General features: G+C 73.9%; 22 protein-coding genes. 13 read left to right on the top strand and 9 right to left on the bottom strand.

Annotated features, from left to right (window positions below; all coding sequences use genetic code 11):
• Position 1: 1 nt before the first annotated feature.
• Complete coding sequence (locus tag ACGGZK_RS17960; RefSeq protein ID WP_395243984.1) at positions 2–883, top strand: hypothetical protein; 882 nt, start codon at positions 2–4, stop codon at positions 881–883.
• Positions 884–905: 22 nt separating this feature from the next.
• On the opposite strand, the gene ACGGZK_RS17955 is transcribed toward ACGGZK_RS17960, so the two are convergent.
• The 4 genes from ACGGZK_RS17955 to ACGGZK_RS17940 form a co-directional block, all read right to left on the bottom strand.
• A complete protein-coding gene (locus tag ACGGZK_RS17955) occupies positions 906–1,763 on the bottom strand; it encodes a sugar phosphate isomerase/epimerase family protein (protein ID WP_395246120.1) in 858 nt (285 codons plus the stop codon).
• 80 nt (positions 1,764–1,843) lie between these two features.
• Positions 1,844–3,067, bottom strand: a complete 1,224-nt coding sequence (locus ACGGZK_RS17950) for a dihydrodipicolinate synthase family protein (RefSeq protein WP_395243983.1) — start codon at positions 3,065–3,067, stop codon at positions 1,844–1,846.
• A 2-nt stretch (positions 3,068–3,069) separates the two neighbouring features.
• Complete coding sequence (locus ACGGZK_RS17945) at positions 3,070–4,293, bottom strand: Gfo/Idh/MocA family protein (RefSeq protein WP_395246119.1); 1,224 nt, start codon at positions 4,291–4,293, stop codon at positions 3,070–3,072.
• Positions 4,294–4,632: 339 nt separating this feature from the next.
• Positions 4,633–5,673, bottom strand: coding sequence for a LacI family DNA-binding transcriptional regulator (locus ACGGZK_RS17940; RefSeq protein ID WP_395243982.1), 1,041 nt, complete (start codon positions 5,671–5,673; stop codon positions 4,633–4,635).
• Between the two features lie 240 nt (positions 5,674–5,913).
• Here ACGGZK_RS17940 and ACGGZK_RS17935 point away from each other — a divergent pair, with 240 nt between their 5' ends.
• Entirely contained in the window at positions 5,914–7,254 is a 1,341-nt protein-coding gene (locus ACGGZK_RS17935; RefSeq protein WP_395243981.1) for a Gfo/Idh/MocA family protein, read from the top strand.
• A gap of 185 nt (positions 7,255–7,439) precedes the next feature.
• Here ACGGZK_RS17935 and ACGGZK_RS17930 read toward each other — a convergent pair whose 3' ends face one another.
• The 5 genes from ACGGZK_RS17930 to ACGGZK_RS17910 form a co-directional block, all read right to left on the bottom strand.
• Positions 7,440–8,630 carry an MFS transporter gene (locus tag ACGGZK_RS17930; RefSeq protein WP_395243980.1) on the bottom strand — a complete coding sequence of 397 codons (1,191 nt, stop codon included), beginning with the start codon at positions 8,628–8,630 and terminating at the stop codon, positions 7,440–7,442.
• Positions 8,631–8,734: 104 nt separating this feature from the next.
• Entirely contained in the window at positions 8,735–10,276 is a 1,542-nt protein-coding gene (locus ACGGZK_RS17925; RefSeq protein WP_395243979.1) for an aldehyde dehydrogenase (NADP(+)), read from the bottom strand.
• Between the two features lie 83 nt (positions 10,277–10,359).
• Entirely contained in the window at positions 10,360–11,457 is a 1,098-nt protein-coding gene (locus ACGGZK_RS17920; protein ID WP_395243978.1) for a mandelate racemase/muconate lactonizing enzyme family protein, read from the bottom strand.
• Positions 11,454–12,485 (bottom strand): 5-dehydro-4-deoxyglucarate dehydratase, encoded by a 1,032-nt coding sequence (locus ACGGZK_RS17915; protein ID WP_395243977.1) that lies wholly within the window; start codon positions 12,483–12,485, stop codon positions 11,454–11,456. Before ACGGZK_RS17915 ends, ACGGZK_RS17920 begins: the two co-directional genes overlap by 4 nt.
• Positions 12,482–13,528, bottom strand: a complete 1,047-nt coding sequence (locus ACGGZK_RS17910) for an NAD-dependent epimerase/dehydratase family protein (protein ID WP_395243976.1) — start codon at positions 13,526–13,528, stop codon at positions 12,482–12,484. Before ACGGZK_RS17910 ends, ACGGZK_RS17915 begins: the two co-directional genes overlap by 4 nt.
• Positions 13,529–13,683: 155 nt before the next feature.
• Between ACGGZK_RS17910 and ACGGZK_RS17905 the strand changes: the two genes are divergently transcribed.
• From ACGGZK_RS17905 to ACGGZK_RS17855, 11 genes are all read left to right on the top strand, one after another.
• Positions 13,684–14,730, top strand: coding sequence for a LacI family DNA-binding transcriptional regulator (locus tag ACGGZK_RS17905; RefSeq protein WP_395243975.1), 1,047 nt, complete (start codon positions 13,684–13,686; stop codon positions 14,728–14,730).
• Complete coding sequence (locus ACGGZK_RS17900; protein ID WP_395243974.1) at positions 14,727–15,947, top strand: M24 family metallopeptidase; 1,221 nt, start codon at positions 14,727–14,729, stop codon at positions 15,945–15,947. Before ACGGZK_RS17905 ends, ACGGZK_RS17900 begins: the two co-directional genes overlap by 4 nt.
• Positions 15,948–16,047: 100 nt before the next feature.
• Positions 16,048–17,403: a serine hydrolase domain-containing protein gene (locus ACGGZK_RS17895; protein WP_395243973.1), complete on the top strand. Its 1,356-nt coding sequence runs from the start codon at positions 16,048–16,050 to the stop codon at positions 17,401–17,403.
• 61 nt (positions 17,404–17,464) lie between these two features.
• Entirely contained in the window at positions 17,465–18,517 is a 1,053-nt protein-coding gene (locus ACGGZK_RS17890; RefSeq protein ID WP_395243972.1) for a PmoA family protein, read from the top strand.
• Complete coding sequence (locus tag ACGGZK_RS17885; RefSeq protein ID WP_395243971.1) at positions 18,514–19,269, top strand: cupin domain-containing protein; 756 nt, start codon at positions 18,514–18,516, stop codon at positions 19,267–19,269. Before ACGGZK_RS17890 ends, ACGGZK_RS17885 begins: the two co-directional genes overlap by 4 nt.
• Positions 19,266–20,363 carry a Gfo/Idh/MocA family protein gene (locus ACGGZK_RS17880; RefSeq protein ID WP_395243970.1) on the top strand — a complete coding sequence of 366 codons (1,098 nt, stop codon included), beginning with the start codon at positions 19,266–19,268 and terminating at the stop codon, positions 20,361–20,363. Before ACGGZK_RS17885 ends, ACGGZK_RS17880 begins: the two co-directional genes overlap by 4 nt.
• A complete protein-coding gene (locus tag ACGGZK_RS17875) occupies positions 20,356–21,324 on the top strand; it encodes a hypothetical protein (protein WP_395243969.1) in 969 nt (322 codons plus the stop codon). Before ACGGZK_RS17880 ends, ACGGZK_RS17875 begins: the two co-directional genes overlap by 8 nt.
• A 174-nt stretch (positions 21,325–21,498) precedes the next feature.
• Positions 21,499–22,809 (top strand): ABC transporter substrate-binding protein, encoded by a 1,311-nt coding sequence (locus ACGGZK_RS17870; RefSeq protein WP_395243968.1) that lies wholly within the window; start codon positions 21,499–21,501, stop codon positions 22,807–22,809.
• A 76-nt stretch (positions 22,810–22,885) separates the two neighbouring features.
• Positions 22,886–23,902 (top strand): carbohydrate ABC transporter permease, encoded by a 1,017-nt coding sequence (locus tag ACGGZK_RS17865; RefSeq protein WP_395243967.1) that lies wholly within the window; start codon positions 22,886–22,888, stop codon positions 23,900–23,902.
• Positions 23,899–24,825, top strand: coding sequence for a carbohydrate ABC transporter permease (locus tag ACGGZK_RS17860; RefSeq protein WP_395243966.1), 927 nt, complete (start codon positions 23,899–23,901; stop codon positions 24,823–24,825). The genes ACGGZK_RS17865 and ACGGZK_RS17860 overlap by 4 nt, the downstream gene beginning before the upstream one ends.
• 10 nt (positions 24,826–24,835) lie before the next feature.
• Positions 24,836–25,489 (top strand): hypothetical protein, encoded by a 654-nt coding sequence (locus tag ACGGZK_RS17855; RefSeq protein WP_395243965.1) that lies wholly within the window; start codon positions 24,836–24,838, stop codon positions 25,487–25,489.
• Positions 25,490–25,583: the final 94 nt, after the last annotated feature.

Raw genomic sequence — 25,583 nt, 5'->3', positions numbered from 1 at the left:
CGTGGCCGCCCGTCGGGAGCGCCCGCCCCGCGATGACCGGCTGCTGCCCGCGACCCGCATCCTCGCCGCGGTCGTGATCCCCTTCCTCGCCGCGGCCGCATTCCTGCTGCTGCTCCTGCCCGGCACGACCGCGACGACGTTCGCCTGGACCATCCGGCCGCCGCTCAGCGCCATGCTGCTCGGGTCGGCGTACCTCGGCGGCATCTGGTTCTTCTCGTGGACCGTGCTCGAGACGCGATGGCACCGCGTGCACCCGGGATTCCCGGCCGTCGTCGTGTTCGCGGGGCTGCTCGGCATCGCCACGCTGCTGCACGCCGACCGCTTCCACCCGTGGCACGTGTCGTTCGTCACCTGGTCGGTGCTCTACGCCGTCACGCCGTTCGCCGTGCTCGCGGTGCTGCTCGTGAACCGCCTGCGCGACCCGCGGACGCCCGAGCCGGACGACGCCGAGGTGCCGCGGGTCTGGGCGACCTGGCTCGCGGTCGCGGGCGGCCTGGCCGCGGTCGCCGGGCTCGCGCTGTTCCTGTCGCCGGTGCCGTCGGCGCTCAGCGAGGCGTGGGGGTGGAGCCTCACCCCGCTCACCGCGAAGGTCCTTGGCGCGGTGCTGACGCTGCCCGGGGTCGTGAACCTGCAGCTGCTGCGTGACCGGCGCTGGTCGTCGTTCCGTTGGACGTTCCAGGCGCAGCTCGCGAGCCTCGCCGCCATGCTGGTCTCGGTCGCCGCGCGCGCCGGCGACCTCGAGTGGACCCGGCCGGCCGCGTGGGCGTTCGCGGCGCTGATCGCCGGGTCGGCCGTCGCGTACGCCGTGTTCTACGCGGGCATGGAACGCCGCCGCCGGGTGCTCGCGCGTGCAGCGCGAGACCCGGCGGCGGGTGCGGCGTGAGCGCGGGCGGTGCCGCGCGCCGTCAGGCGGTGCGGACCGGCAGCGCGAGGTGCGGGCCGACCGCCGCGCCGAACGTCTCGGCGGTGCGGGCGACGACCTCGTCGTAGGGCGCGTTCCAGATGTCGTCGTTGAAGATCTCGACCTCGACGTCGCCGGCGTAGCCGGTCGCCTCGACCGCGGCGGTGAGCGTCGCGAAGTCGATCACGCCGTCGCCCGGGTAGTGCCGGCTGTTCAGCACGTTCGCCGGCAGCGGCGTCTTCCAGTCGCACACCTGGTAGGTCGCGATGCGGCCGGATGCCCCGGCCCGCGCGATCTGCGGCAGCACCTCCGGATCCCACCAGATGTGGAACGTGTCGACCGTGACGCCCACGACCTCGGGCGCGAACGGCTCGGCCAGGTCGAGGGCCTGCTTGAGCGTGGTGACCACGCAGCGGTCGGACGCGAACATCGGGTGCAGCGGCTCGATCGCGAGCGTCACTCCGGCGGCCTGGGCCTCGGGGGCGAGCTCGGCGAGGGCGTCGGCCACCCGCGCGCGGGCGTCGACGACGTCGCGCGACCCCTCGGGCAGGCCGCCCGCGACGAGCACGTACACCGCCGTCGAGCCGGGGGCGCCGGCCGCGGCGAGCGTCGCGGTCTCCTCGATCGCCCGGCGGTTGTCGTCGATCGCGGCCCGGCGCTCGGGACCCTCGGGCATCGTGAAGAACCCGCCGCGACAGAGCGTCGTGAAGCGCAGTCCGCTGTCGCGGAGCCGGCGCGCCGACTCGGCGAGGCCGACCTCCTGCACGGGCTCGCGCCACAGGCCGATCGCCTCGTACCCGCCGGCGGCGACCGAGTGCAGCGCCTCGTCGAGGTTCGCGTACTTGATCGTCGCCTGGTTCATCGACAGGCGCGGGTGCGCGCCGGCCGAGGCATCCCACGCGGCGCCGGAGGTCGCGGCGCCGGCGCCCGCTGCGCCGTTGCTCACGCGAGCACCTCCTCGGCGGGCACGCCGACCGTCTCGACCGCGGGCGCGGCGACCGCCGCGTGCACGTCGACGCCGTTCAGCGTGAGCATCGAGTGCCAGCGCGCCGCCGCGAGCTCGGGCCGCTCGAGCGAGCCCGACGCGTTCGCGAGCTCGACGATGCGCGACAGGTGCGGCAGGCTGCGGGCGGCGTGCAGGCCGCCGATCATCTGGAACGCCGACTGGTGGCCGTTCAGCCACGACAGGAAGGCGACGCCGGTCTTGTAGTAGTACGTCGGCGCGGCGAACACCTGCTGCGAGAGCGCCTCGGTCGGGCCGAGGATGCGGTGGTACGCCGCCTCGTCGTCGGCGTCGAGGGCCTGGATCGCGGCCGACGCGTTCGGCGCCAGCGCGGCGAACGCCCCGAGGAGCGCGTCGGAGTGGCCGCGCTCGTCACCGGCGATGAGGCCCACGTAGTGGAAGTCGTCGCCCGTGAACATGCGCGCCGACTCGGGCAGGCGCTCGCGCACCGAGATCTCGGCGTCGGCGTCGAGCAGGCTCATCTTCACGCCCTGCACCTTGTCGCGGTTGTACTCGATCACCTGCAGCAGCGTCTGCGACGCGACCGACCAGTCGTCGGAGCCGAAGTAGCCCGCGAGCTGCGGGTCGAACGCGGTGCCGAGCCAGTGCAGCACCACCGGGGCGCCGGCCGCGGCGAGCACCTCGCGGTACACGCGGCGGTAGTCGTCGGCGGTGCGCGCGGCACGCGCCAGGTGGCGGCTCGCCATGAGCACGGCGCCGGCGCCCGCGTCCTCCGTGTGGTGCAGCTGCTCCTTGTAGGCGTCGATGACCTCGTCGAGCGAGACCTGCTCGGCCTCGAGGTGGTCGGTGTTCACGCCGACGACGAGCTTGCCGCCGACCGCGTTCGCCTCGGCGGCGCTGCGGGTGATCAGCTCGCGCGTCGCCCGGGCGTCGAGGCCCATGTTGCGCTGCGCGGTGTCCATGGCGTCGGCCACGCCGAGTCCCCACGACCAGACGTGGTGGCGGAAGGCGAGCGTGGCGTCCCAGTCGATCTCCGCGGGCTCGCCCGGCGTGTTGTCGGCGTGCGTCTTCGGCACCACGTGCGCCGCGGCGTACGCGACGCGGCTCCGCAGCGGCTGCCGCGGCTTCTGGAACGCCGGCGCCTCGGCGAGCGGCACGGCCGTGAGGCCGCCGTCGCGGTCGAGGAGGGTGAGGTCGGTCATGGTCAGCGGGCTCCGGCCAGCTCGGAGGCGGATGCCTCGGCGTCGGATGCCTCGGCCGGCGTGCCCGAGGCGTCCGCGGGCGAGGCGTCCGACGTGCCCTCGAGCGTGACGACGGGGATGTCGATGCGACGGCCCTCGGCCGACGAGCGCAGGCCCTCCTCGGCGACGAGCACGCCGCGGGCGCCGGCGAGGAAGTCGTAGTGGTTCGGCGCGTCCTCGACGACGTGGCGGATGAACTCCTCCCACTGGGTCTTGAAGCCGTTCTCGAACACGTCGTTCGTCGGCACCTCGATCCAGTCGGCGTCGTAGTCATGCGCGTCGGCCAGGTCGGGGTTCCAGACCGGCTTCGGGGTCGCGTTGCGCGGCTGGATCTTGCAGCCGAACAGGCCCACCACGGCCGAGCCGTGCGTGCCGTCGACCTGGAACTCGACGAGCTCGTCGCGGTTCACGCGCACCGTCCAGCTCGAGTTGAGCTGGGCGACGACGCCGCCCTCGAGCTCGAAGATGCCGTACGCGGCGTCGTCGGCGGTGGCGACGTACTCGTCGCCGCGCTCGTCGACGCGGCTCGGGATGTGGGTCGCGGCCTTCGCGTAGACCGACTCGACGCGGCCGAAGAGGTTCTCGAGCAGGTAGTTCCAGTGCGGGAACATGTCGACGATGATGCCGCCGCCGTCCTCGGCGCGGTAGTTCCAGCTGGGGCGCTGGGCGGGCTGCCAGTCGCCCTCGAACACCCAGTAGCCGAACTCGCCGCGCACCGAGAGGATGCGGCCGAAGAAGCCGGAGTCGATGAGGCGGCGGAGCTTCTGGAAGCCGGGCAGGTAGAGCTTGTCGTGCACGACGCCGTTCTTGATGCCGGCCTCCAGGGCGAGGCGGGCGAGCTCGAGGGCCTCCTCGAAGCTCTCGGCGGTCGGCTTCTCGGTGTAGATCGCCTTGCCGGCGGCGATCGCCTTCTTGATGGCGGCGGCGCGGGCCTTGGTCACGAGGAAGTCGGCGTAGACCTCCCAGCGCGGGTCGGCGAGGGCCTCGTCGAGGTTCGTCGTCCAGTGCTCGATGCCGTGCTTGGCGGCGAGGTCGGCGAGCTTCTTCTCGCTGCGGCCGACGAGGATCGGCTCGACCTGGACGCGGGTCTCGCCGTCGGCGAGGAGCACGCCGCCCTGCTCGCGGATCGCGAGGATCGAGCGCACGAGGTGCTGGCGGTAGCCCATCCGACCGGACACGCCGTTCATGATGATGCCGAGGGTGCGGGTGGTGTTCTCTGCCACGGGATCGTTCCTGTTCGAGCCGGGAGCGGGTCGGAGGCCGAGGCCGCCGCGCCGCTGCGGGAAAGCGTTTACCCGAGTGTGCCACAGGTGGCGCGCTCGCGCAACACCCCGGTGGTGGGGAGGGCCGAGCGTCCCGTGAGGCGCGCTGGCTCAGGAGATTCGACGCCATGCCGGCCCAGGGGATGGGATGCGGTCGAATCTCCTGAATTGCGTGCGTGCGTGCGTGCGGCCCGGCCTTCAGGGCTGGGGCGGGCACGTTCGCAGGATGCGCCGGCGTTCGCCGGCGGTAGGCCGGCCGCGGCGTCAGGCCGAGCGCGGCCCCGGCGTCGAGGCGCGCAGCACGACCTCGGTGCTCACCGGCTCGCCCGGGGCATCCGCGTCGTCGAGCGCGAGGCGCAGCGCGCGCCGTCCGAGCTCCTCGAGCGGGACGCGCACCGTGGTCAGCGGCGGCGTGACGTCGCGCACGGTCGTGATGTCGTCGAAGCCGGCGACGGCGAGGTCGACACCGGGCTCGAGGCCGGCGTCGCGGATCGCCGAGAGCGCGCCGACCGCCATGACGTCGTTCGCCGCGAAGACGACCTCGATGCCGTCGAGCCCGCGGTCGATGAGCGCGCGGGTGCCGTCGTAGCCGCCGTCGCGGGTGAACTCGACGCGGACGACGTCGCGCTCGGCGAGCTCGATCCCGGCGGCGGCGAGCCCCTCGCGGAACCCGTCGAGGCGGTCGCCCGCGGTGCGGAGGCCCTCGGCGCCGGTGACGACGGCGAACCGGCGGTAGCCGAGTCCGGCGAGGGCGGTCGCGAGCGCGGCGGCGCCGGCGCGGTTGTCGAGGAGCACGGTGCGGAAGTCGAACTCGTTGCGGCTGATCAGCACGACGCGTCCGCCGGCGCGCTCGTACGCCGCGAGCTCCTCGGCGAGGGCTCCGCCGGTCGGGTCGTCGGTGCGGCGGGAGCCGGCGAGGATCATCGCGCGGGGGCGCTGGCCGCGGAGCGCGCGGACGAGCTCGAGCTCCCGCTCGGGGTCTCGCTCGGTGGCGGCCATCGTGACGATGAGGTGCTCGTGGTCGGCCTCGGCGACGACGCCGGAGGCCATCGAGGAGAAGTAAGGGTCGGCGATGTCGGCCACGAGCAGCGCCACGGTCGTGGTGGTGCCGCGGGCGACGGCCTGGGCCGACAGGTTGGGGGAGTAGTCGAGGCGTGCGGCGGCCTCGAGCACGCGCTTGCGGTACTCCTCGTTGACCTTGCGGGTCGAGCCGTTGAGCGAGCGCGAGGCCGTGGCGAGCGACACCCCCGCCTCGCGGGCCACGTCGTGGAGCGTGGCCGGGCTGTGGCGCGTGCTGTCGGTCATGGTTCCTCCCGCTGGGGGCCCGCCGGGGACGGGGCCTGCGCCCGCCGGGGCGCGGGCGCCTGAATGCTACCGCGGGCCGATGCGGGCGGGTTGCCCGCCACGGCCCGAGGCGTGCAAGAATGGTAGCGGCACGAGATAGCGCTTTCCCAACGTCGTGCGGCAGGTCGCCGATTCGGCCGGGATGTCGCGAGGAAGCGCTTTCTCCCACCCGACCCCACGTCACACGTCACGGAGGACGCCTTGGCCCGCGAACGCTACGCACTCATCGGCACCGGCAGTCGCGCCGGCATGTACCTCGGCGCGATGACGGGCACCGTGCTCGGTGCCGAGCACGTGCCCGACCTGGCCGAGCTCGTCGCCTGGAGCGACGCGAACCCCGGCCGCCTCGACGTCTACGAGCGCGAGGTCGTCGTCGCCGGGTACCCCGTGCCGAAGCGCTACGCGCCCGACGACCTCGAGCGCATGATCGTCGACGAGCGCATCGACCGCGTCGTCATCACGACCCCCGACTTCACCCACGCCGACTACATCGTGCGATCGCTCCGCGCGGGCGCCGACGTCGTCGTCGAGAAGCCGCTCACGATCGACGCCGAGAGCGTTCGGCGCATCGGCGCGGCCATCGCCGAGACCGGCCGCGACGTCATCACGACGTTCAACTACCGCTACAGCCCGCGCAACGCGACCCTCCGCCGCGTCATCGCCGACGGCCGGATCGGCAAGGTCACGAGCGTCCACTTCGAGTGGGCCCTCGACACCGTGCACGGCGCCGACTACTTCCGCCGCTGGCATCGCGACAAGGCCAACTCGGGCGGCCTCTTCATCCACAAGGCGTCGCACCACTTCGACCTCGTGAACTGGTGGATCCAGGCGACCCCGGTGCGCGTGTTCGCGAGCGGCGGCCTCCGGTTCTACGGCGCCGAGAACGCCGCAGCGCGCGGCCTCGGCGAGCGCCCCGGACGCGGGACCGGGGCATCCGGCGACCCCTTCGCCCTCGACCTCGCGGCCGACGCGCGCCTGAAGGAGCTCTACCTCGACCAGGAGCACCACGACGGCTACCTGCGCGACCGCGACGTGTTCGACCCGGGCATCACCATCGAGGACAACCTCGCCGCCCTCGTCGACTACGACTCCGGCGCGACGATGAGCTACTCGCTGAACGCGCATGCGCCCTGGGAGGGCTACCGCGTCACGGTCAACGGCACCGAGGGCCGCGCCGAGCTCGAGGTCGTCGAGCGCGGGGCGGTGCTGATCGGCGAGGACGGCCGGGTCGTCGTCGACCCGTCGATGCATCCGGATGCCTCGCAGGTCGACCTGCTCCGTCCCGACGGCGAGCGGCTCGTCGTGCAGCGGCACTGGGAGTCGGCGCAGGAGGTCGAGATCCCAGAGGGCATCGGCAGCCACGGCGGCGGCGACGCGTACCTGCTCGACCACGTCTTCAACCGGGTGGCCGTCGACGAGCCGCTCGACCGCGTCGCCGGCTACGCCGACGGCGTGAAGGCGGTGTCGGTCGGCATCGCGGGCAACCGGTCGCTCGAGACCGGCCTGCCGGTGACGATCGCGGAGCTGCAGCTCGGCATCTGACGGGTGCGCTGCCGGCGGTCGAGTAGGGCGCGCAGCGCGCGTATCGACACCTGTGCGCTCCGTGTCCCCTTCGCCGATGAGGAGGAATTCCGGAGCGCTCGGCGTGTCGGATGCCCCGGTCCCGCGTGTCGGCGAATTCCTCCTCATCCGCGCGAGCGGGGGTCCCGATACGGTCGCTTCGCTCCCTACTCGACCGGCGGCGGCACCGGCGCCGCGGGGCCGTCGATGGGCGGGGCGTCGCGCGGGTAGGCGAGGAGCATGGCGCCGGAGCCGATCCAGATCACGCCGATGACCACGAGCAGGGGACCCGCGCCGATGCCCGACGCGAGGCCCGCGACCGCGGCACCGGCGGCAGCGGCCGCGGCGCGGAGCCCGGCGCCGACGGTGAACACCTGCGAGCGCAGCGCCGGCGGGCTCTGCTGCTTGCGGATGAGCAGCAGCGCCGCCGCGCTCGGGGCGGTGAACAAGCCGGAGGCGCCGATCGCGACGACCGTCCACCACAGGCCGAGGTCGACGGCGGCGACGACGGTGAGCACGCCGGTCGCGGCGAAGCCGAGGCCCATGGTCGCCTCGGGGCGCAGCCGGCTGCGGTGGCCCGAGTTCCAGAGCGCGCCGAGCAGGCCGCCGATCGCGAACGCCGTCACGACGAGCGCGCCCTGGCTCGCATCGCCGGTGCGCTGCATCGACAGGGCGACCGCGGCGATCGCGAGGCCACCGGCCCCGAACTGGCTGACGGTGCCGCTCGTCGTGATGACCGCGAGCGGCCGGTGGAGCGCGATGTGGCGGATGCCCCGCCCCATCGTCCGCCACATCGACGCACGTGCCGGGCCGCCGGCGGGGCGCAGTCGCAGCGGCACGGTGCCGATCGCGCCGACGACCGCGCTCGCCGCCATGAGGAGCGTCGCGATCCGAGCCGACCCGAGCGCGGCGGCGGCGGCCACGACGGCCGGGCCGATCACCGAGCCCAGGTTGTAGGCGAGCGCGTCGATCGCGTACGCGCGACGCTCGTCGGGGATGCTCTCGGTGACGAAGCTCGAGATGCCGCCCATGACGAAGGGCGTCGCGGCGCCGCCCGCGAGGAGCACGATCGCGACGATCCACGCCGGCACCGGCCCGAGGAACGCGGCGACGGCGAACGAGGCCGCCATCAGGAGCCCGGCCGCGGCGATGAGTGCGCCGGGCCGGCGGCTGCGGTCGAGCATCGCCCCGGCGAACGGCGCGGCGACGATGCTCGGCCCGAGCGTGGCGGCGGCGAGGAGGCCGCCGAGCGCGACATCCCCCGTCTGCTCGACCGCGAGCACCGGGATCGCGACCGTGATGCCGCCGACCGCGAGCCGCGGCGGGGTCGCCGCGGCGAGGTACGACGCGACGGGCATGCGTTCGATCGTACGGGCCGCGGAGACGGGGCGGTGGTCGAGCCGGTCGAAACCACCGGTGGGTGGGTGGGGTGGTTTCGACGGGCTCAACCACCGGTGGCGGGTCAGGAAGCCGGGGGCACCTCGAGCACGCCGTCGACGCGGCGCGGGATGCCGAGCGGGTTGTGCTCCTTCAGCTCGTCGGGCAGCGCGTGCTCCGGGGCAGCCTGGAACGCGACCGGGCGGAGGAACCGGCGCATCGCGGTCATGCCCACCGACGTGTGGATCGTCGTGGTCGACGGCCACGGGCCGCCGTGCTGCTGCGCCCAGCTCACGGCGACGCCCGTCGGCCAGCCGGCGAACAGCACGCGTCCGGCGACCTCGGCGAGCACGGCGACGATCGCGTCGACGGGCTCGTCGGGTTGCGCGTGCACGGTCGCGGTGAGGCTGCCGCCCACGCGGGCGATGGCCGCGAGCGCCTCGTCGACGTCGGCGTACTCGACGACCAGGGTCGACGGGCCGAAGCACTCGGTGAACAGCGCCTGCGGGTCGGCGAGGACGGCCGAGGCATCCGTGGCGAGCACGACCGCCGAACCGGTGCCGGCCTGCTGGGCGAGGTCGCCGGCGACGACCCGCACGCCCGGGCGGCCGCCGAGGGCGGCGAGCCCGCCGGCGAACGCGTCGGCGATGCCGTCGGTGAGCATCGGCACCGCGGCGGGCTCCGCGCCGACCGCCGCCGCCACGCGCTCGGCGAAGCCCGAGCCGGCCGGCGCGAACACGACGCCCGGGTTCGTGCAGAACTGCCCGGCGCCGAGGGTGAACGACCCGGCGAGGCCGGCGGCGAGCTCCTCGGCGCGCGCCTCGATCGCGGCGGGAGTGATGAGCACCGGGTTCACGGCGCTGAGCTCGCCGTAGAAGGGGATGGGGTCGGGGCGGCCGTTTGCGAGGTCGAACAGCGCCCGCCCGCCGTGCAGCGAACCGGTGAACCCGACGGCGCGGATCTCGGGGTGCTGCACGAGCGCGACGCCCGCCGCGCGGCCGGTGACGTGCCCGAAGATCCCGTCGGGGGCGCCGGCGCCGGCGAGGGCCCCGGCGACGAGCTCGGCGGTGCGCGCCGAGAGGCGCGGGTGGGCCGAGTGGCCCTTCACGATGACGGGGCATCCGGCCGCGAGCGCCGACGCGGTGTCGCCGCCCGCGACCGAGAACGCGAACGGGAAGTTCGACGCGCTGAACACGGCGACCGGGCCCAGCGGGCGGAGGATGCGGCGGAGGTCGGGCCGCGGCGGGATCGCGGCCGGGTCGACGTGGTCGATCGTCGCCTCGAGGTACGAGCCCTCCAGCACGGCGCCGGCGAAGAGGCGGAGCTGGTTCGTGGTGCGCGCGAGCTCGCCGGTGAGGCGGGCCGGGCCGAGGTGCGACTCCTCGTCGGCGAGGGCGATGAGCTCGGCGGCGTTCGCGTCGAGCGCGTCGGCGGCGGCGCGGAGCCAGGCGGCTCGCTCGGCGGCGGTCGAGGCGACGGTCGTCGCGAACGCGCGGCGGGCGGCGCCGGCGACGGCGTCGAGGTCGGCGGCGGTGGTCGCGGCGGTCGCGGCGGTCGCGGCGGGCGCGGCGGATGCGGCGGATGCGGCGGGCGCGGCGCTGGCGGCGGTGAGGGTCTGGTCGGTCATCTGGTCCTCCGGTCGGCGGTGGAGTGGAAGCGGTGGAAGGCGGCGGTTCGGTGGGCGGATGGCCCGGGTCAGGCCGGCACGGGTCAGGCGGGAACGGGCGCCGCGGCGAGCTCGATGCCGAGGCCCGGTCGCCCGGTGTCGCGGACCCGCCCCTGCTCGACGACGACGGGCGGGTCGCCCGCGAGGATGCCGAGGTCGGCGAACGAGGCATCCTCGACCGACTCGACCAGCGTCTCGTGCGGCAGGGTCAGCGCGAGCTGCGCCGAGAGCTCGAGCAGCAGGTGCGGGGCGACCTCGACGCCGTGCCGGTCGGCGAGGGCGGCGATGCCGCGGAACGGCGTGATGCCGCCGACCCGCACGACGTTCGGCTGCACGACGTCGACGACGCCGGCATCGAGGAACTCGGCGAACCGGTACCTCGTGTGCACGTTCTCGCCGAGGGCGATCGGCACGTCCACGCCGCCCGCGCGGAGGCGGTCGCGGAGCGCGACGTGCCCGGGCAGGTCGTCGGCGCGCAGCGGCTCCTCGATCCAGCGCAGGTCGAACGGCGCGAGCTCGCCGATCGCGCGCTCGGCGCGGTCGAGGGTCCAGCGCTGGTTCGCGTCGATCGCGAGGAAGCGGTCGGGCCCGAGCACCTCGCGCACGGCCGCGATTCGCCGCACGTCGTCGGCGAGGTCGGGCGAGCCGACCTTCACCTTCACGCCGGTGAACCCGGCGGCGACCCAGCGCTCGGCCTGCGCGACGAGCTCGTCGAGCGGGTAGTGCAGGTTCACGCCGCTGCCGTAGGCGACGGTGTCGGTGCGGGCCCGGCCGAGCAGGTCGACGAGCCCCAGCCCGGCGCGGCGCCCGGCGAGGTCCCACAGGGCGAGGTCGAGCCCGGCCATCGCGATGGTCGTGATGCCGCCGCCGCCCGCCTCGTGCAGTCGCGCCCAGAGCGCCGGCCACAGCGTCTCGGCGTCGGCGGGGCGGCCGAGCGCGAAGTCGCGGATGTCGTGGTCGAGCAGCGCCTGCACGGCGTGCCCGCCGATGGTCGGCGTCCACGAGAGGCCGCGGCCGACCGCCCCGTCGCTGTCCTCGACGAGCACCTCGATCAGGGTCAGGTCGAGCACGTCCGGCCCCCAGGGGCGCGCCAGCGGCGCGCGGAGCATCCGCGTGTCGAGCCGGGCGATCGCGGCCGTCATCGCGCGGTCGCCGCCTCGGGGGCGAGGGCGGCGGCGGATGCCTCGCTCGAGGCACCTGCCTCGCGCGAGGCATCCGCAGTCGGGGTGCCGCCGAGCTCGGCGGCGAGCTCGAGCCCGCGGTCGAGGATCGCGCCGAGGCGCGCCTCCTGCGCGGCCGTCGGATCGACGAGCGGCGGGCGCACCGATCCGACGGGCAGCCCGCGCAGGCGCAGGCCGGCCTTGATCAGCGAGACGCCGAACCCGGGCGTCTCGTCGCGCAGGTTCACGAGCGGCGTGTAGAACTCGCGGAGCAGGCGCAGCCGCACGCCCTCGTCGCCGTCGACGTAGGCCCGGTAGTGCAGCGCGGCGAGCTCGGGCAGCATCGCGAACGCGGCCGAGGAGTACAGCGGGATGCCGATGCCGCGGTAGGCGCCCTGGCTGAGCTCGGCGGTGAGCAGCCCGTTGAAGAACGCGAAGTCGCGACCGGTCGCCTCGGCGGCGAGCACGATCTCCTGCGCGAGGCCGATGTCGCCGATGCCGTCCTTGAAGCCGACGACCTTCGGGTTCGCCGCGAGGCGGGCGATCGCGCCCGGCGTGTAGCGGGCGGTGCCGCGGTGGTACACGATCACGGGCAGGTCGGTGGCCGCGGCGACCGCCTCGACCCAGGCGACGAGCCCGTCGGTGGTGCCCGTCACGAGGTACGGCGGAAGGAGCAGCAGGCCGTCGGCGCCGGCCGCCGCCGCCGAACGGGCCGTCTCGATCGCGTGGCCGAGCGGGCCGCCGGCGCCGGCGATGACCGGCACCCGGCTGCCCGTCGCGGCGACCGCGTCGACGGTCGTGGCCACGACCTCGTCGACCTCGCGCGCCGACAGGGCGTGGAACTCGCCGGTGCCGCACGCGGGGAACACGCCGCCCGGGCCGAACGGAAGCCGGCTCGTGACGTGCTCGGCGAGGAGGTCGCGGTCGACGCGGCCCTGCGCGTCGAACGGGGTGACGGGGAAGAACAGGACCCCGTCGAAGTCGGGGGTCGCGGGCGCGGTCGTGGTCATCGTGTGCTCGTCTCGGTGAGGTGGAGGTCGTCGGAGTCGATGTGCTGCTGCTGCTCGTGCTGGTGCTGCTGCTGCTGCGCCCGCTGTTGCGCCGCGCGGACGCGATCGGTCGCTTCGGACTGCGCTGAGCGACCATTCGCGTCCGCGCCGGAGGAAGCGGGTTGCGTCTGCGCGGCGAGCTCGCCGCGCCAGTCGCGGGCGGGGCGCCAGCCGAGCACGCGCTCGGCCTTGGCGACCGAGAACACGGGGCTCGTGCCCGTGAGCGCATCGGCGCGCTCGCCGAGGGCGGGCGCGAACTCGCGCCACAGCTCGGCCACGGGCCGGGTCGCGAGGGCGTCGGATGCCCCGACGAAGAAGACCTCGCCGTCGACCGCGTCGGCCGGGGCGCGGAGCCAGGCATCCACGAACGCGGCGGCGTCGCGCGCGTCGAGGTAGTTGAACAGGCTGACGGCCGCGAGCGCCGGGTCGGCGAGCCGCTGGGCGACGGTGTGGCCCTGCTGGGTGGGCGCACCGGCCCACTCCTCGGGGGAGATGACGTAGCAGGGGCGGAACGCGCCCCACGCGCCCGGCGCCGTGCGGGCGTACATGCGCACGAGCTCCTCGATGACGACCTTCGACACCGCGTAGGCGTTCGTCGGTGCGACCGGGTGCGCCTCGTCGAGCGGCAGCGCGCTCGGCGCCCAGCCGGGCGTGCCGTACCCGATCACCGTCGGGCTGCTGGCGGCGAGCACCCGGCCGACGCCGGCGGTCGCGGCCGCCTCGAGCACGGTGTGCGCGAGCATCGTGTTGGTGCCGAGGATCCGCCGCTCGGGCGCCGAGAACGGCACGGCGATCGCGGCGAGATGCACGAGCGCGTCGGGTCGCACGTCGGCGAGCAGGGCGGCGACGGCGGATGCCTCGGCCAGGTCGAGCTCGCGCTCGTCGACGCCGGCGAGCCCGGCGGCGCGCCGGTCGGCGCCGAACACCTCGTGGCCGTGGCCGGCGAGCCCTTGGGTCAGGCTCCGGCCGAGCCGGCCGGACGAACCCGTGACGAGTACGCGCATCGCATCCCCTCTGTGGAATCGGAGCAGTGGACCGGATCGCTGGAATCCGGGGCGGTGGAGAAACCGCTTTCTCGCCGCGAGCCTAGATGATCATTGGCCTCTCCGCCACCCGTACCCGTAGGATGGGGAATCGATTTCCCGACGAAGGAGCGCCCATGGCCGATCGCGCCCGCGCCGTGACCATCGCCGACGTCGCCGCACGCGCCGGCGTGTCGCAGGCGTCCGTCTCGCGCGTGCTGAACGGCAAGGCGTCGGTCGACCCCGACATCGTCCGGCAGGTGCGCCGGGCCATCGCCGACCTCGGCTACGCGCCGAGCATGGCGGCCCGCAGCCTCGTGCACGGCCGCAACCAGACCGTCGCGATGATCGTGCCCGACCTCGAGAACCCGCTGTTCCAGGGCATCCTCAAGGGCGTCAGCGTCGCGGCCGCCGCCGACGGGTACCGGGTGCTCGTCGCCGACACGGTCGAGCGGGTCGACGAGGAGGAGGCGACGGCGCTCGAGGCCCGACAGCGCTGCGACGCGGTCGTGCTCTGCGCGCCGCGCCTGCCCGACGACCGGCTGCGCCGGCTGGTCGAGCGGATCGGCCCCGTCGTCGTGGTGAACCGGCAGTTCGACGCCCCGGGCGTGCCCCTCGTCGGGGTCGACTACGCGCGGGGCATCCGCGACGTCGTCGACCACCTGCGCGCGCTCGGGCACCGCGACCTCGCCTACCTCGCCGGGCCCGAGTCGAGCCAGTCCAACGCCGACCGGCTCCGCGGGATCGCCGAGGCGCAGCGCGACGACGCCGGCCTCCGGGTGCGCATCCTGCCGTGCGGCTCGCGGCTCGACGACGGGTTCGCCGCGGCCGAGGCCGTCGAGGCCGCCCGGCGCGACGGCGCCACCGCCGTGGTCGCGTTCAACGACCTCGTCGCCCTCGGGTTGCTGACGCGCCTGCGCCGCCTCGGCGTCGACGTGCCGGGCGACCTGTCGATCGCGGGCTTCGACGACATCCCGATGGCGGCCTTCTCGACGCCCGCGCTCACGACGCTGTCGGTGCCGCGCGCCGAGCTCGGCGCGCAGGTGTGGGGGCGGCTGCGGGCGCTCATCGCGGGCGAGCAGGCCGACCACGCGGTGTCGTTCCGGCCGCGGCTCGAGGCCAGGGAGAGCACGGCGGCGCCGCGCCACGGCCGCGAGCCGCAGACCACGGGGGAGGCCCGATGACCACCGAGACCGCCCTCGACGCCCGCGCCGCCGGCGGTGCGGCGACCCGCATCGCGCCGTCGCCGGCCGACCGGGCCGCCAAGCGCGAGCGGGTGCACGCGATCCTCGACGCCCGCGGCGCCGACGCGCTCGTGCTGCGCTCGCACGGGGCGTTGGCCTGGTACCTCGACGGCGCCCGCACGCACGTGTCGTTCGCGGGCGACCCGGTGCTCGCCGTCGTCGTGCGCCGCGACGGCGACGAGGTGCGGGCCTTCGCGAACGAGGCCGACCGGCTCGTCGCCGAGGAGCTCGACCCCGCCGACGCGGATGCGCTGGTGCGGGTGCCCTGGCATGGGCCGCTGCTGCCCGCCGACCTCGCCGCGCTTGTGGGCTCCCGCGTGGGCTCCGGGGCGGGGGCGGGCGCCGGCGCCGCGGGCGCCCGCGTGCTCGACGAGGCCGACGTCGCCGTCGACCTGCGCCGCGCGCGGGCGAGCCTGCTGCCCGCCGAGACCGACCGGTACCGCGCGCTCGGGCGCGAGTCGGCCGAGGTGCTGACCGACGCCGTGCTCGCCGCCGCGCCCGCCGACGCCGAGCGCGACGTCGCCGCCCGCGTCGCGGCCGGGCTCGTCGCGCGCGGCATCGACCCGCTCGTCGTGCTCGTCGCGGGCGCCTCCCGACTCGGCCACCGGCATCCGCTGCCGACCGCCGAGCCGATCGGCCGACGCGCGATGCTCGTCGCGTGCGGCCGGCGCCACGGGCTGATCGCGAACGTCACCCGCTGGGTGCGGTTCGGCCCGGCGGCACCGGGCGAGGCGGATGCCTCGGCGCGGATCCTCGAGGTCGAGGCCGACTTCCTCGCCGCCACCAGGCCCGGCCGGGCGCTCGACGACGTGTTCGCCGCCGGCATCGCGGGCTACGCCCGCCACGGATTCGACCCCGACGAATGGCGGCGGCACCACCAGGGCGGCGCCGCCGGGTACGTCGGGCGCGACCCGCGGGCGGTGCCCGGCGTCGACGACCCGGTGCACGTCGGGCAGGCGTTCGCGTGGAACCCGACGGCGCCGGGCGCGAAGGTGGAGGACACGGTGCTGCTCGGGGCATCCGAATCTGGCGCATCCGAACCCGGGGCATCCGAGGCGGGCGCCTCGCGGTTCGAGGTGCTCACGCGCGACCCGCGCTGGCCGACCGTGCGCGTGGGCGGGCTCGACCGGCCGCTCGAGCTCGAACGCGACGCGTAGCCCCGCGCGGCCGGGCGCCGCGCTCGCCGCTGACCGCGGAACACGGCGTGACCCCCGGACCGGGGCCGCGGCTCCGGATCGGGCGGCAGTAGCATCCAGCATGGTCCAGCCATCGGCAGTCGGCGACTCGGGGGACGGGCGCGGCGAGGCGCCGCGCGTGGACGAGTCCGGCGGGTCGCAGCCGCCCGATGGCGGACCGCGGCGGACCCGCGTCCTGCTCTGGACGGGCATCGTCGTCGGGGCCGCCGTGCTCGTGATGATCGCCGCGATCGTCTGGGCTGGCTCGGGCGGGCCCGCGTCCGGCGACGCGGCACCCGAGGCATCGGCGACGGCGACCGGCGAGCCCGAGGCATCCGGGTCGCTCGACCCCGCGCTCGTCGCCGCACTCGAGGCGGCCGTCGACGAGGGGTTCGCGGCCAGCGGCATGCCGGGCGTCATCATCGGCGTGTGGATCCCCGGCGAGGGCGAGTGGGTCACCGAGCGGGGCGAGGCCGAGGTCGGCACGGGGGAGCCGATGGGACCGGACCGCCAGCAGAAGATCGGCAGCATCACCAAGACGATCGTCAGCACGGTGATGCTGCAGGTGATCGGGGAGGGAACCTTCGGCGTGACCCTCGACGACACGCTCGATCGCTGGTACCCCGACTTCCCCGAGGCGTCGGCCATCACGGTTCGGATGCTGCTGAACCAGTCGAGCGGCATCGGCGAGTCGGGTCGGGCGCAGGTCGACCGCATCTGCGCCGACCCGCACGGCATCGCGACCCCAGACGAGCTCATCGCGATCGGTGCGGCGACGCCCCGGGCGGACTTCGCGCCCGGCGAGGGATTCGAGTACGCCAACACGAACTACTACCTGCTCGGCGCCATCCTCGAGCAGGTGACGGGCATCGACCTCGCCACCCTCATCCACGACCGCGTCACCGAACCCTTCGGCATGGAGCGCAGCCGCTTCGCGCCCGACGGCGAGGTCACGGCGCCGCTGACGCACGGCTACTCGCTCTTCTGCCCGGAGCTCGGGTCTCCGGTCGACACCGTCACCTGGTCGAACGGCCAGAGCTGGGCCGGCGGTGCCATGGTGTCGACGTTCGACGACCTGCACGCGTGGGGCGAGGCACTCGGCGACGGCGCGGGCGTGACGCCCGAACTGCAGGCCCAGCGGTGGGCGGATCGCGCTCCGGACTTCGGCCGGAGCGGGGCGAGCTACGGCCTCGGCGCCGGGGTCGAGTTCGACGAGGCCACCGGCTGCATCCTCAGCGTCGAGCACGCCGGGGCCGAGCCGGGCTACGGCTCGAACGTCGCCTACTACCCGCAGACCGGGGCGGTGTTCGTGATGCTCGGCAACGGCGATGGCGGCAACGGCGAGGCGGTGCTGGAGGTCGCGAAGGCGTTGGCGCCGATCCTGCGTCCGGTCCTCGAGGGGTCGCCGACCGGGCCGTGCGCGCCGCCCTGGGGCTGAGTCGGCGGAATCGCCGTGCGTGTCGGCCGGTCCCGGTGTACGATCGGATAACGCTTTCCCGATGCCCGCGACGACCGCGACGACGGCGCGCCAGGCGACGGGACCGACGAGGACGATGGGACGCGACGTGGCGCACGACACCCCGGCAGGCATCCGGATCGACGAGGGCGCCGACCGGCTCGCCTTCACGACCGACGACGGGCGCCCGCTCGCCGAGTACGTCTTCCGCCCCGACCACCCCACCTACGAGTCGCCGCGGCCGTACCTCAGCCCCATCCGCACGCTCGCCGGCGAGCTGGTCTCGCTGTACCGCCCGCACGACCACGTCTGGCACAAGGGCATCGCCTGGTCGCTGCCGGTCGTCGGCGACGAGAACTTCTGGGGCGGGCCGACGTTCGTGCGCGGCGAGGGCTACGTGCAACTGCCGAACAACGGCACGCAGCGCCACCTCGGGTTCGAGGCCGCGCCCGACGCGACTGCGCCCGACACGACCCCGACCGGCCGCGTCGTCGAGTCGCTCGACTGGATCGCCGAGGGCGGCGAGCACCTCTTCGCGGAGCGGCGCGTGCTGAGCGCGGCCGTCGTCGCCGACGACGCCTGGGTGCTCGGCTTCGAGACCCGCCTGCGCAACGTCGCCGACCACCCGATCCCGATCGGCTCGCCCACGACCCGCGGCCGCGAGAACGCGGGCTACGGCGGGCTCTTCTGGCGGGGGCCGCGTGCCTTCACGGGCGGCACGATCCTGGCGCCGGAGGTCTCGGGCGGCGACGAGCTGCGCGGCACGCGGCATCCGTGGATGGGCTTCACGGGCGTGCACGACGGCTCGGGCGCGCGCTCGACGCTGGTCATGGTGGACGACCCGGGCAACGTGCAGCACCCGCCGCAGTGGTTCGCCCGCACCGAGGAGTTCGCCTGCCTGTGCCCGGCGCCGTTCTTCAGCGAGGAGCACGAGGTCGCCCCGGGCGAGGACCTCGTGATCCGCGTCGCGGTGGTCGTCGCCGACGGCGGGGCCGACCCCGCACGGGCGGCCGAGCTCGCCGCGCTCGGGCGTGCGCACCTCGACGCCTCCCGCCTCGTCGCCACCGCCGCCACCGACGCGCCGGAGCCGGCGTGAGCGTCGCCTTCCCCGGCGGCACGTCCGTCTCGGAGCTCGAGGTGTACTCGGGCGTGGCGCCCGACGGCCTCGCCGGCGGCACGCCGCACCTGCACGTCGCCTCGTCGGAGGCCTACGTCGTCGTCGGCGGGCGCGGACGCCTCCAGACGGTGGATGCCTCCGGCTTCGCCGAGCGCGCCCTCGAGCCGGGGTCGGTCGTGTGGTTCTCGCCGGGCGTCGTGCACCGCGCGGTGAACGACGGCGGCCTCGCGGTGCGCGTGATCATGCAGAACGCGGGCCTGCCGGAGGCGGGCGACGCGGTCATGACCTTCGCCGACGACGTGCTCGCCGACGCCGAGGCGTACCGGGCCGCGGCGACCCTGCCCGGGTCCGAGGGATCCGATGCCGACCGCCTCGCCGCCGCCCTGCGCCGTCGCGATGCCGCCGTCGCCGGGTTCCTCGACCTGCGCCGCGCCGCCGAGGCCGGCGATCCCGAGCCGCTCGCGCGCCTGCACCGTCGCGCCGCCGCGCTCGTCGCCCCGCGGGCCGACGCGTGGACCGCCATCTGGCACGAGCGGATCGTCGCCGACGTCGAGCGCACCCGCGCCCGGCTCGCCTCGCTCGCCGCGGGCGACGCCGAAGCCGTCGCCGCCGCGCTCGCCGACGGCCGCGTCGCCGCCGGCGCCCCCGAACCCGCGTTCGGCATGTGCGGGATGCTCCGCCGCTTCCCGGCCGCCGCCGACCCGACCCCCACCCGAGAGGACCCGTCGTGACCGAACGACCCCTGCGCGCCGCCATCATCGGCACCGGCGCGATCGCCAACGCGCACGCCGAGGCGCTCGCCGCCCTCCCCGGTGCCGAGCTCGTCGCCGTCATCGACCGCGTGCCCGAGGCATCCGCCGCCTTCGCCGAGCGCTGGGGCGTGCCCGCGACGTTCGACTCCCTCGACGACCTGCTCGCCGCCGGCGCCGCCGACGTGCTGCACGTGTGCACGCCGCCCGGCGTGCACGCCGACCAGGCCGTGGCCGCGCTCGAGGCGGGCCTCGACGTGGTCTGCGAGAAGCCGCCGGCCCTCTCGCTCGACGAACTCGACCGCATGGTCGAGGCCTCCGAGCGGACCGGGCGGAAGCTCGCCGTGGTGTTCCAGCAGCGCACCGGCACCGCCGCGGCGCACGTGCGGGGGCTCCTCGAGTCGGGCGCGTTCGGCCGGCCGCTCGTGGCGACCTGCCAGACCCTGTGGTTCCGCGACCAGGCGTACTTCGACGTGCCGTGGCGCGGCAAGTGGGAGACCGAGGGCGGCGGGCCGACGCTCGGCCACGCGATCCACCAGCTCGACCTGCTGGCCTGGCTCCTCGGCGACTGGGAGAGCGTCGAGGGCCGCCTCTGGCGCCTCGCGCGCGACACGCAGACCGAGGATGTCTCGACTGCGATCGTCGCGTTCGCGAACGGCGCCGTGGCGACCGTGACGACGAGCGCCGTGTCGCCCCGCGAGGTCAGTTCGATCCGCATCGACACCGAGCGCGCGACGATCACGGTCGACCACCTCTACGGGCACGCGCACGAGCACTGGCGCATCACGCCCGCGCCCGGCGTCGACGAGGCCGAGGCCGCGACCTGGGCGCTGCCCGACGCGGAGGAGGGCAGCGGGCACGTGCCGCTGCTGCGCGAGGTGTACGCCTCGCTGCACTCGGGCGACGCGCTGCCGTCGGTGGCGGCCGACCCTGCCCGCTCGTTCGAGATCGTCACGGCGATCTACTCCTCGGCCGCGACCGGTCGCCTGGTGACCGCGACGACCCTCCGCGACGACGCCGAGCGGCGCGCGAGCCTGCGCAGCCCGGTCACCGAGCGCCGGCCCGGTCGTGGCTGACGCCGGCCTCGCCGCCGAGCCCTTGCCGTACCACGACCCCGTCACCGGGGGCGCGACCGACCCCGCGGTGATCCGCGACCGGACGACCGGCGACTGGGTGATGTTCGCGACGCAGCGTCGCCCCGCGGCCGACGAGCCGGGCGTCTCGTGGATCCACGGCAGCCGCATCGCGCTCGCGACGAGCCCCGACGGGCTGGAATGGGCCTACGAGGGCGTGCTCGACGGGCTCGACCTGCCCGGCGACGGCCCCGGCCCGCACACGCACTGGGCTCCGGAGGTGATCTGGGACGGCGAGCGGTACCGCATGTACCTCACCTGGATCGCGGGCATCCCCGACCGGTGGCCGGGCTTCGCCCGGGTCATCCGCGAGTACTGGAGCGACGACCTGCGGGCGTGGACCTACCGGCGCGACCTCGACCTGTCGAGCGACCGCGTGATCGACGCGTGCGTCGCGCACGGCCCCGACGGGCGGTGGCGGCTCTGGGTCAAGGACGAGGCGGATGACTCGACCACGTGGGTCGCCGCGAGCGACGACCTCGAGACGTGGTCGGTGGAGGGCCGGGCGATCGGCGGCCGGCCGCACGAGGGGCCGAACGTGTTCGAGCTCGGCGGGGCCTGGTGGATGGTCGTCGACGAGTGGCGCGGCATGGGCGTGTACCGCTCGGACGACACGGTGACCTGGGTTCGTCAGGGCGGTCCCGACGAGGTGATCCTCGCCGAGCCGGGGCCGCATCCGGAGGACCGCGGCATCGGCAACCACGGCGACGTGGTCGTCGACGGCGACCGCGGCGTGCTGTACTACTTCACGGCACCGTGGCCCGACGGGGGAGCGCCCGACCCGGGGCATCCGTTCCCCGACCGGTTGACCGCCGTGCACGCCGCGGAGCTCCGCGTGGTGGACGGACGGCTCGTCTGCTCGCGAGGCGGAGTCATCGCCCCGCTTTCTCGAAACGCGGTCTGACCGGCGATTGTGCGCGCTCCCAGCGAGCGCGCGGATCACGTCGCGATAACGGATTGAAACGATTTTGCCTTTCCGGTTGCTTCACGGGGTCGCCTGCACTACCGTGAGGGAATGCGCTTTCCCAGAGTGCATCCCCAGCACCAGGCAGACAGAGACGTTTCCGGGAGGACAACGATGTTCAACATTCGCAAGCGGCGTGCAGGCATTGCCGCCGTGGCGCTCGCCGCAGGCGCAGCGCTCGCGCTGACCGGCTGCGGTGGCAGCGGCGGCAGCAGCGAAGAGGCAGCCCCCACCTTCGACCCGAACGAGAAGGTCACCCTCGACCTCGCGTTCTGGGGCAACGACATCCGCGCCGACCTGTACACCCAGGCCGTGGCCGCGTTCAACGAGGAGTACCCGAACATCACGGTGAACACCTCGTTCCTCGGCTTCCCCGAGTACTGGGAGAAGCGCCAGACCGAGGCGGCCGGCGGCGGCCTGCCCGACGTCATGCAGTTCGACTACTCGTACCTCCGCCAGTACTCCGAGAACGGGCTCCTGCTCGACCTCGACCCGTACCTCGGCAACATCATCGACACCGAGCCGCTCAGCGAGCAGATCCTCGGCATCGGCGTCGTCGACGGCACCACCACCGGCATCCCGACCTCGACCAACGCGTGGGCGCTCTTCACCAACGAGTCCCTGCTGTCGTCGGTCGGCGTCGAGCCCTTCGAGGGCGGCTCGTGGGAGGACTACGTCGACTGGCAGGCCGAGGTCTCCGCGGCCGGCGGCGGCACCGTCTACGGCGGCACCGACTACACCGGTCGCATCCAGAACTTCGAGATCCAGCAGCGCGCCAAGGGCAACGACCTCTTCACCGACGAGGGCGAGCCGAACTTCACCGAGAAGGACCTCGTGGCCTTCTGGGAGCAGGGCGTCCCGCAGCGCGAGGACGGCGCGGTCATCGGCCAGCAGAAGCTCGAGGAGATCTACCCGAAGTCGGCGTTCGACGCGGGCCTGACCACCAGCGAACTGACCTGGGACAACTTCGGCGCCGGCTACCTCGGCAACCTGGGCGAGGGCACCGAGCTCACGCTCACCGCGCCCCCCGTCACCGAGGAAGGCGCGAAGGACCTCTACCTGAAGCCCTCCATGCTGCACTCGATCTCGGCCAAGACCGAGCACCCCGAGGCCGCCGCCACCCTGGTGAACTTCCTCGTGAACAGCCCCGAGGCCGGCGCCATCTTCGGCACCAACCGTGGCCTGCCCGCCTCGACCACCATGCTCGAGGGCGCTGAGCTCGACCCGCTCGGCCAGCAGATCCGCGACTACGAGGAGTCCATCGCCGACCGCCTCGGCGACGCCCCGCCCGTGCCGATCGTCGGCTACGGCACCCTCGAGGAGAAGTTCCGCCAGCTCGGCCAGGAGCTCGGCTTCGGCACCATCACGCCGGAGGAGGCTGCGACGCAGTTCTTCAACGAGATGGACGTCGTCCTCAACCAGTAACCACTGGAGCACATCCTCGGGCCCGGTCAGGCAGGGCCGGGCCCGGGGTACGCTCAGCAGGAGCCGGGAGATCCACATGAGCACCACCACCAGCAGCACCAAGTCCATCGTGACCGCGGGCAAGAGCAGCCGGGACATCCGTCGCGAACTGAAGGCCCTCGAGAAGTCCGGCCGCAAGGTCCCCTCGAGCCCGGCTCGCCGTCAGCGCGAGCGTCGTGAGCAGGTGGCCGGCTACGGCTTCCTGCTGCCGTGGCTGATCGGGTTCCTCGGCCTCACGCTCGGGCCCATGCTCTACTCGCTGTACCTCGCGTTCACGAAGTACAACCTCTTCAAGGACCCGGAATGGGTCGGGCTCGACAACTTCGTGCGCATGTTCACGGAGGACCCGAACTACATCCAGTCCGTGCAGATCACGCTCGTCTACGTGCTGGTCGGCACCCCGATCAAGCTCGCCGCCGCGCTCGGCGTCGCGATGCTGCTGAACTACCGCGACAAGGGGTCGGGCTTCTTCCGCTCCTCGTTCTACGCCCCGTCCCTGATCGGCGCGTCGGTGTCGGTCGCGATCGTGTGGCGCGCGATGTTCTCCACCGACGGCCCCGTCGACAGCACCCTCCAGGTCTTCGGCATCGATCTCGGCGGCTGGGTCGGCAACGTGGCCCTCGTCATCCCGATGATGATCCTGCTGGCCGTGTGGCAGTTCGGCGCCCCGATGGTCATCTTCCTCGCCGGCCTGAAGCAGATCCCGCAGGAGCTGTACGAGGCGGCCGAGGTCGACGGCGCGGGCCCGTTCCGCAAGTTCAAGTCGGTCACGATCCCGATGCTCTCGAGCGTCATCTTCTTCAACCTGCTGCTCGAGACGGTCCACGCGTTCCAGGTGTTCGCGTCGGCGTACATCATCTCGAACGGCTCCGGCGGCCCCGCCGGCATGACGAACTTCTACACCCTGTACCTCTACAAGCGCGGCTTCGCCGACCTGCAGATGGGCTACGCCTCGGCGATGGCGTGGGTGCTCGTGATCGCGGTCGCGATCCTCGCCTTCATCCTCTTCAAGACCTCCAAGGGCTGGGTCCACTACGCGGGAGACAACCGATGAGTTCCACGATCGAAGTACCGCGCGAGGAACTCCTCGACGCCACCCTCCGCCCCGAGCTGAACCCGAACAACGGTCGCCGCCGCGTCAAGCGCAAGACGATCAACACGGTGATCTGGTTCATCGCACTGCTCGTGCTCGTCGCGATCGTGCTCTACCCGCTGGTCTGGCTGCTGTTCGCCACGTTCAAGCCGTCGAGCGAGTTCGGCCAGCACCTGGGCCTGCTGCCCGAGAACCCGACGATCGACAACTTCATCAAGGTGTCGGAGGGCATCGCGGGCACGCCGCTGTGGCGGTTCTTCGCGAACTCGTTCTTCATCGCGGTGATGGCCGTGATCGGCACCCTGTTCAGTGCGTCGCTGGCGGCGTACGCGTTCGCCCGCATCAAGTTCAAGGGCGTCGGCATTCTCTTCGCGGCGATGATCGGCACGCTGCTGCTGCCGTTCCACGTGATCATCATCCCGCAGTACATCCTGTTCAATAAGCTCGAACTGGTCGACACGTACTGGCCGCTGATCCTGCCGAAGTTCCTCGCCACCGAGGCGTTCTTCGTCTTCCTGATCGTGCAGTTCATCCGCAACATCCCGCGCGACATGGACGAGGCGGCCCGCATCGACGGCGCCGGGCACATCCGCATCTTCTTCTCGATCATGCTGCCCCTGATCAAGCCCGCGCTCATCACGTCGGCGATCTTCAGCTTCATCTGGACGTGGAACGACTTCCTCGGCCCGCTGCTCTACGTGAACAGCCCCGAGAAGTACCCGCTGCCGATCGCGCTGCGCCTCTACAACGACGCCACCTCGACGTCGGACTACGGCGCGACCGTCGCGGTCTCGTTCCTCGCCCTGCTGCCCATCCTCATCTTCTTCATCGTGTTCCAGCGGTTCCTCGTCGACGGCGTGGCCACCCAGGGACTCAAGGGCTAGGAGCATTCGGATGTCTCGGGGCACGCGCGCGGCCCGGCGGGCCGACCGGTCGGGCAGCGGCCCGACCGTCTCGGATGCGCCGGTCGCGCGCAACCCGGGCGCCGTGAGCTGGTTCGGGCTGCTCGGCGAGGTGCTCCTCGTCGGCATCCTGGTCACGCTCGTGTCGCTCCCCGTGGTCACCCTGCCGGCCGCCCTCGCCGCCGGCGTGCGGCATCTCGGCCGGTACGTCCGCGCCGAGGGGTCGTCGCTCGAGGCGTTCTGGCGGGATGTCTGGAAGGCGCTGCCGGGCGGCATCGGCGTCGGCGCGCTGGCGCTCGTCGCGGGCCTGCTGCTCGCGTTCGACCTGCTGCTCGTCACGTCGGGCGCGCTGCCGGGCGGATGGCTCGTCGGCGCGGTCGGCGTCGCCGTCGCCGCGGTGCTCGCGGTGGGGCTGCTGCTCGCCGCCGGCGCCTGGCGCCCGCGCACCGGCTGGCTCCTCGCCGTGCGGTCGGTGCCCCGGCGGATCACGCGCGACCCGGCGGGCGCGCTCTACCTGCTCGCGACGATCGGCTTCGCCGTCGCCGTGACCTGGCAGCTCGTGCCGCTCATCGTGCCGGCGCTCGGCTGCGTGTGCCTCGCGGTGTTCGCCGTGCCCGAGCGGCCGGCGCGCCGCCGGGCGAGGTAGCGCGGGGCATCCTGCCTTCCCTTGGTCGCCGGCTCGGTGAATAACAGGAAATCAGGCCCTATCCCGGCTGGGGGAGGGGGATAGGTCCGATGCT

It is taken from the genome of Agromyces sp. MMS24-K17, assembly GCF_043950245.1.
In the GTDB taxonomy this organism is placed as follows: domain Bacteria; phylum Actinomycetota; class Actinomycetes; order Actinomycetales; family Microbacteriaceae; genus Agromyces.
Note: the sequence above shows the minus strand (reverse complement) of the source record. Positions and strands in the feature narration are given on the sequence as shown.

Bases quoted from the DNA above. Each gene is read 5' to 3' on its own strand.
- ACGGZK_RS17955 (WP_395246120.1), bottom strand. From the start codon at position 1,763: ATGAACCAGGCGACGATCAAGTACGCGAACCTCGACGAGGCGCTGCAC.
- ACGGZK_RS17950 (WP_395243983.1), bottom strand. From the start codon at position 3,067: ATGACCGACCTCACCCTCCTCGACCGCGACGGCGGCCTCACGGCCGTG.
- ACGGZK_RS17945 (WP_395246119.1), bottom strand. From the start codon at position 4,293: ATGAACGGCGTGTCCGGTCGGATGGGCTACCGCCAGCACCTCGTGCGC.
- ACGGZK_RS17940 (WP_395243982.1), bottom strand. From the start codon at position 5,673: ATGACCGACAGCACGCGCCACAGCCCGGCCACGCTCCACGACGTGGCC.
- ACGGZK_RS17930 (WP_395243980.1), bottom strand. From the start codon at position 8,630: ATGCCCGTCGCGTCGTACCTCGCCGCGGCGACCCCGCCGCGGCTCGCG.
- ACGGZK_RS17925 (WP_395243979.1), bottom strand. From the start codon at position 10,276: ATGACCGACCAGACCCTCACCGCCGCCAGCGCCGCGCCCGCCGCATCC.
- ACGGZK_RS17920 (WP_395243978.1), bottom strand. From the start codon at position 11,457: ATGACGGCCGCGATCGCCCGGCTCGACACGCGGATGCTCCGCGCGCCG.
- ACGGZK_RS17915 (WP_395243977.1), bottom strand. From the start codon at position 12,485: ATGACCACGACCGCGCCCGCGACCCCCGACTTCGACGGGGTCCTGTTC.
- ACGGZK_RS17910 (WP_395243976.1), bottom strand. From the start codon at position 13,528: ATGCGCGTACTCGTCACGGGTTCGTCCGGCCGGCTCGGCCGGAGCCTG.
- ACGGZK_RS17905 (WP_395243975.1), top strand. From the start codon at position 13,684: ATGGCCGATCGCGCCCGCGCCGTGACCATCGCCGACGTCGCCGCACGC.
- ACGGZK_RS17900 (WP_395243974.1), top strand. From the start codon at position 14,727: ATGACCACCGAGACCGCCCTCGACGCCCGCGCCGCCGGCGGTGCGGCG.
- ACGGZK_RS17895 (WP_395243973.1), top strand. From the start codon at position 16,048: ATGGTCCAGCCATCGGCAGTCGGCGACTCGGGGGACGGGCGCGGCGAG.
- ACGGZK_RS17890 (WP_395243972.1), top strand. From the start codon at position 17,465: ATGCCCGCGACGACCGCGACGACGGCGCGCCAGGCGACGGGACCGACG.
- ACGGZK_RS17870 (WP_395243968.1), top strand. From the start codon at position 21,499: ATGTTCAACATTCGCAAGCGGCGTGCAGGCATTGCCGCCGTGGCGCTC.
- ACGGZK_RS17865 (WP_395243967.1), top strand. From the start codon at position 22,886: ATGAGCACCACCACCAGCAGCACCAAGTCCATCGTGACCGCGGGCAAG.
- ACGGZK_RS17860 (WP_395243966.1), top strand. From the start codon at position 23,899: ATGAGTTCCACGATCGAAGTACCGCGCGAGGAACTCCTCGACGCCACC.
- ACGGZK_RS17855 (WP_395243965.1), top strand. From the start codon at position 24,836: ATGTCTCGGGGCACGCGCGCGGCCCGGCGGGCCGACCGGTCGGGCAGC.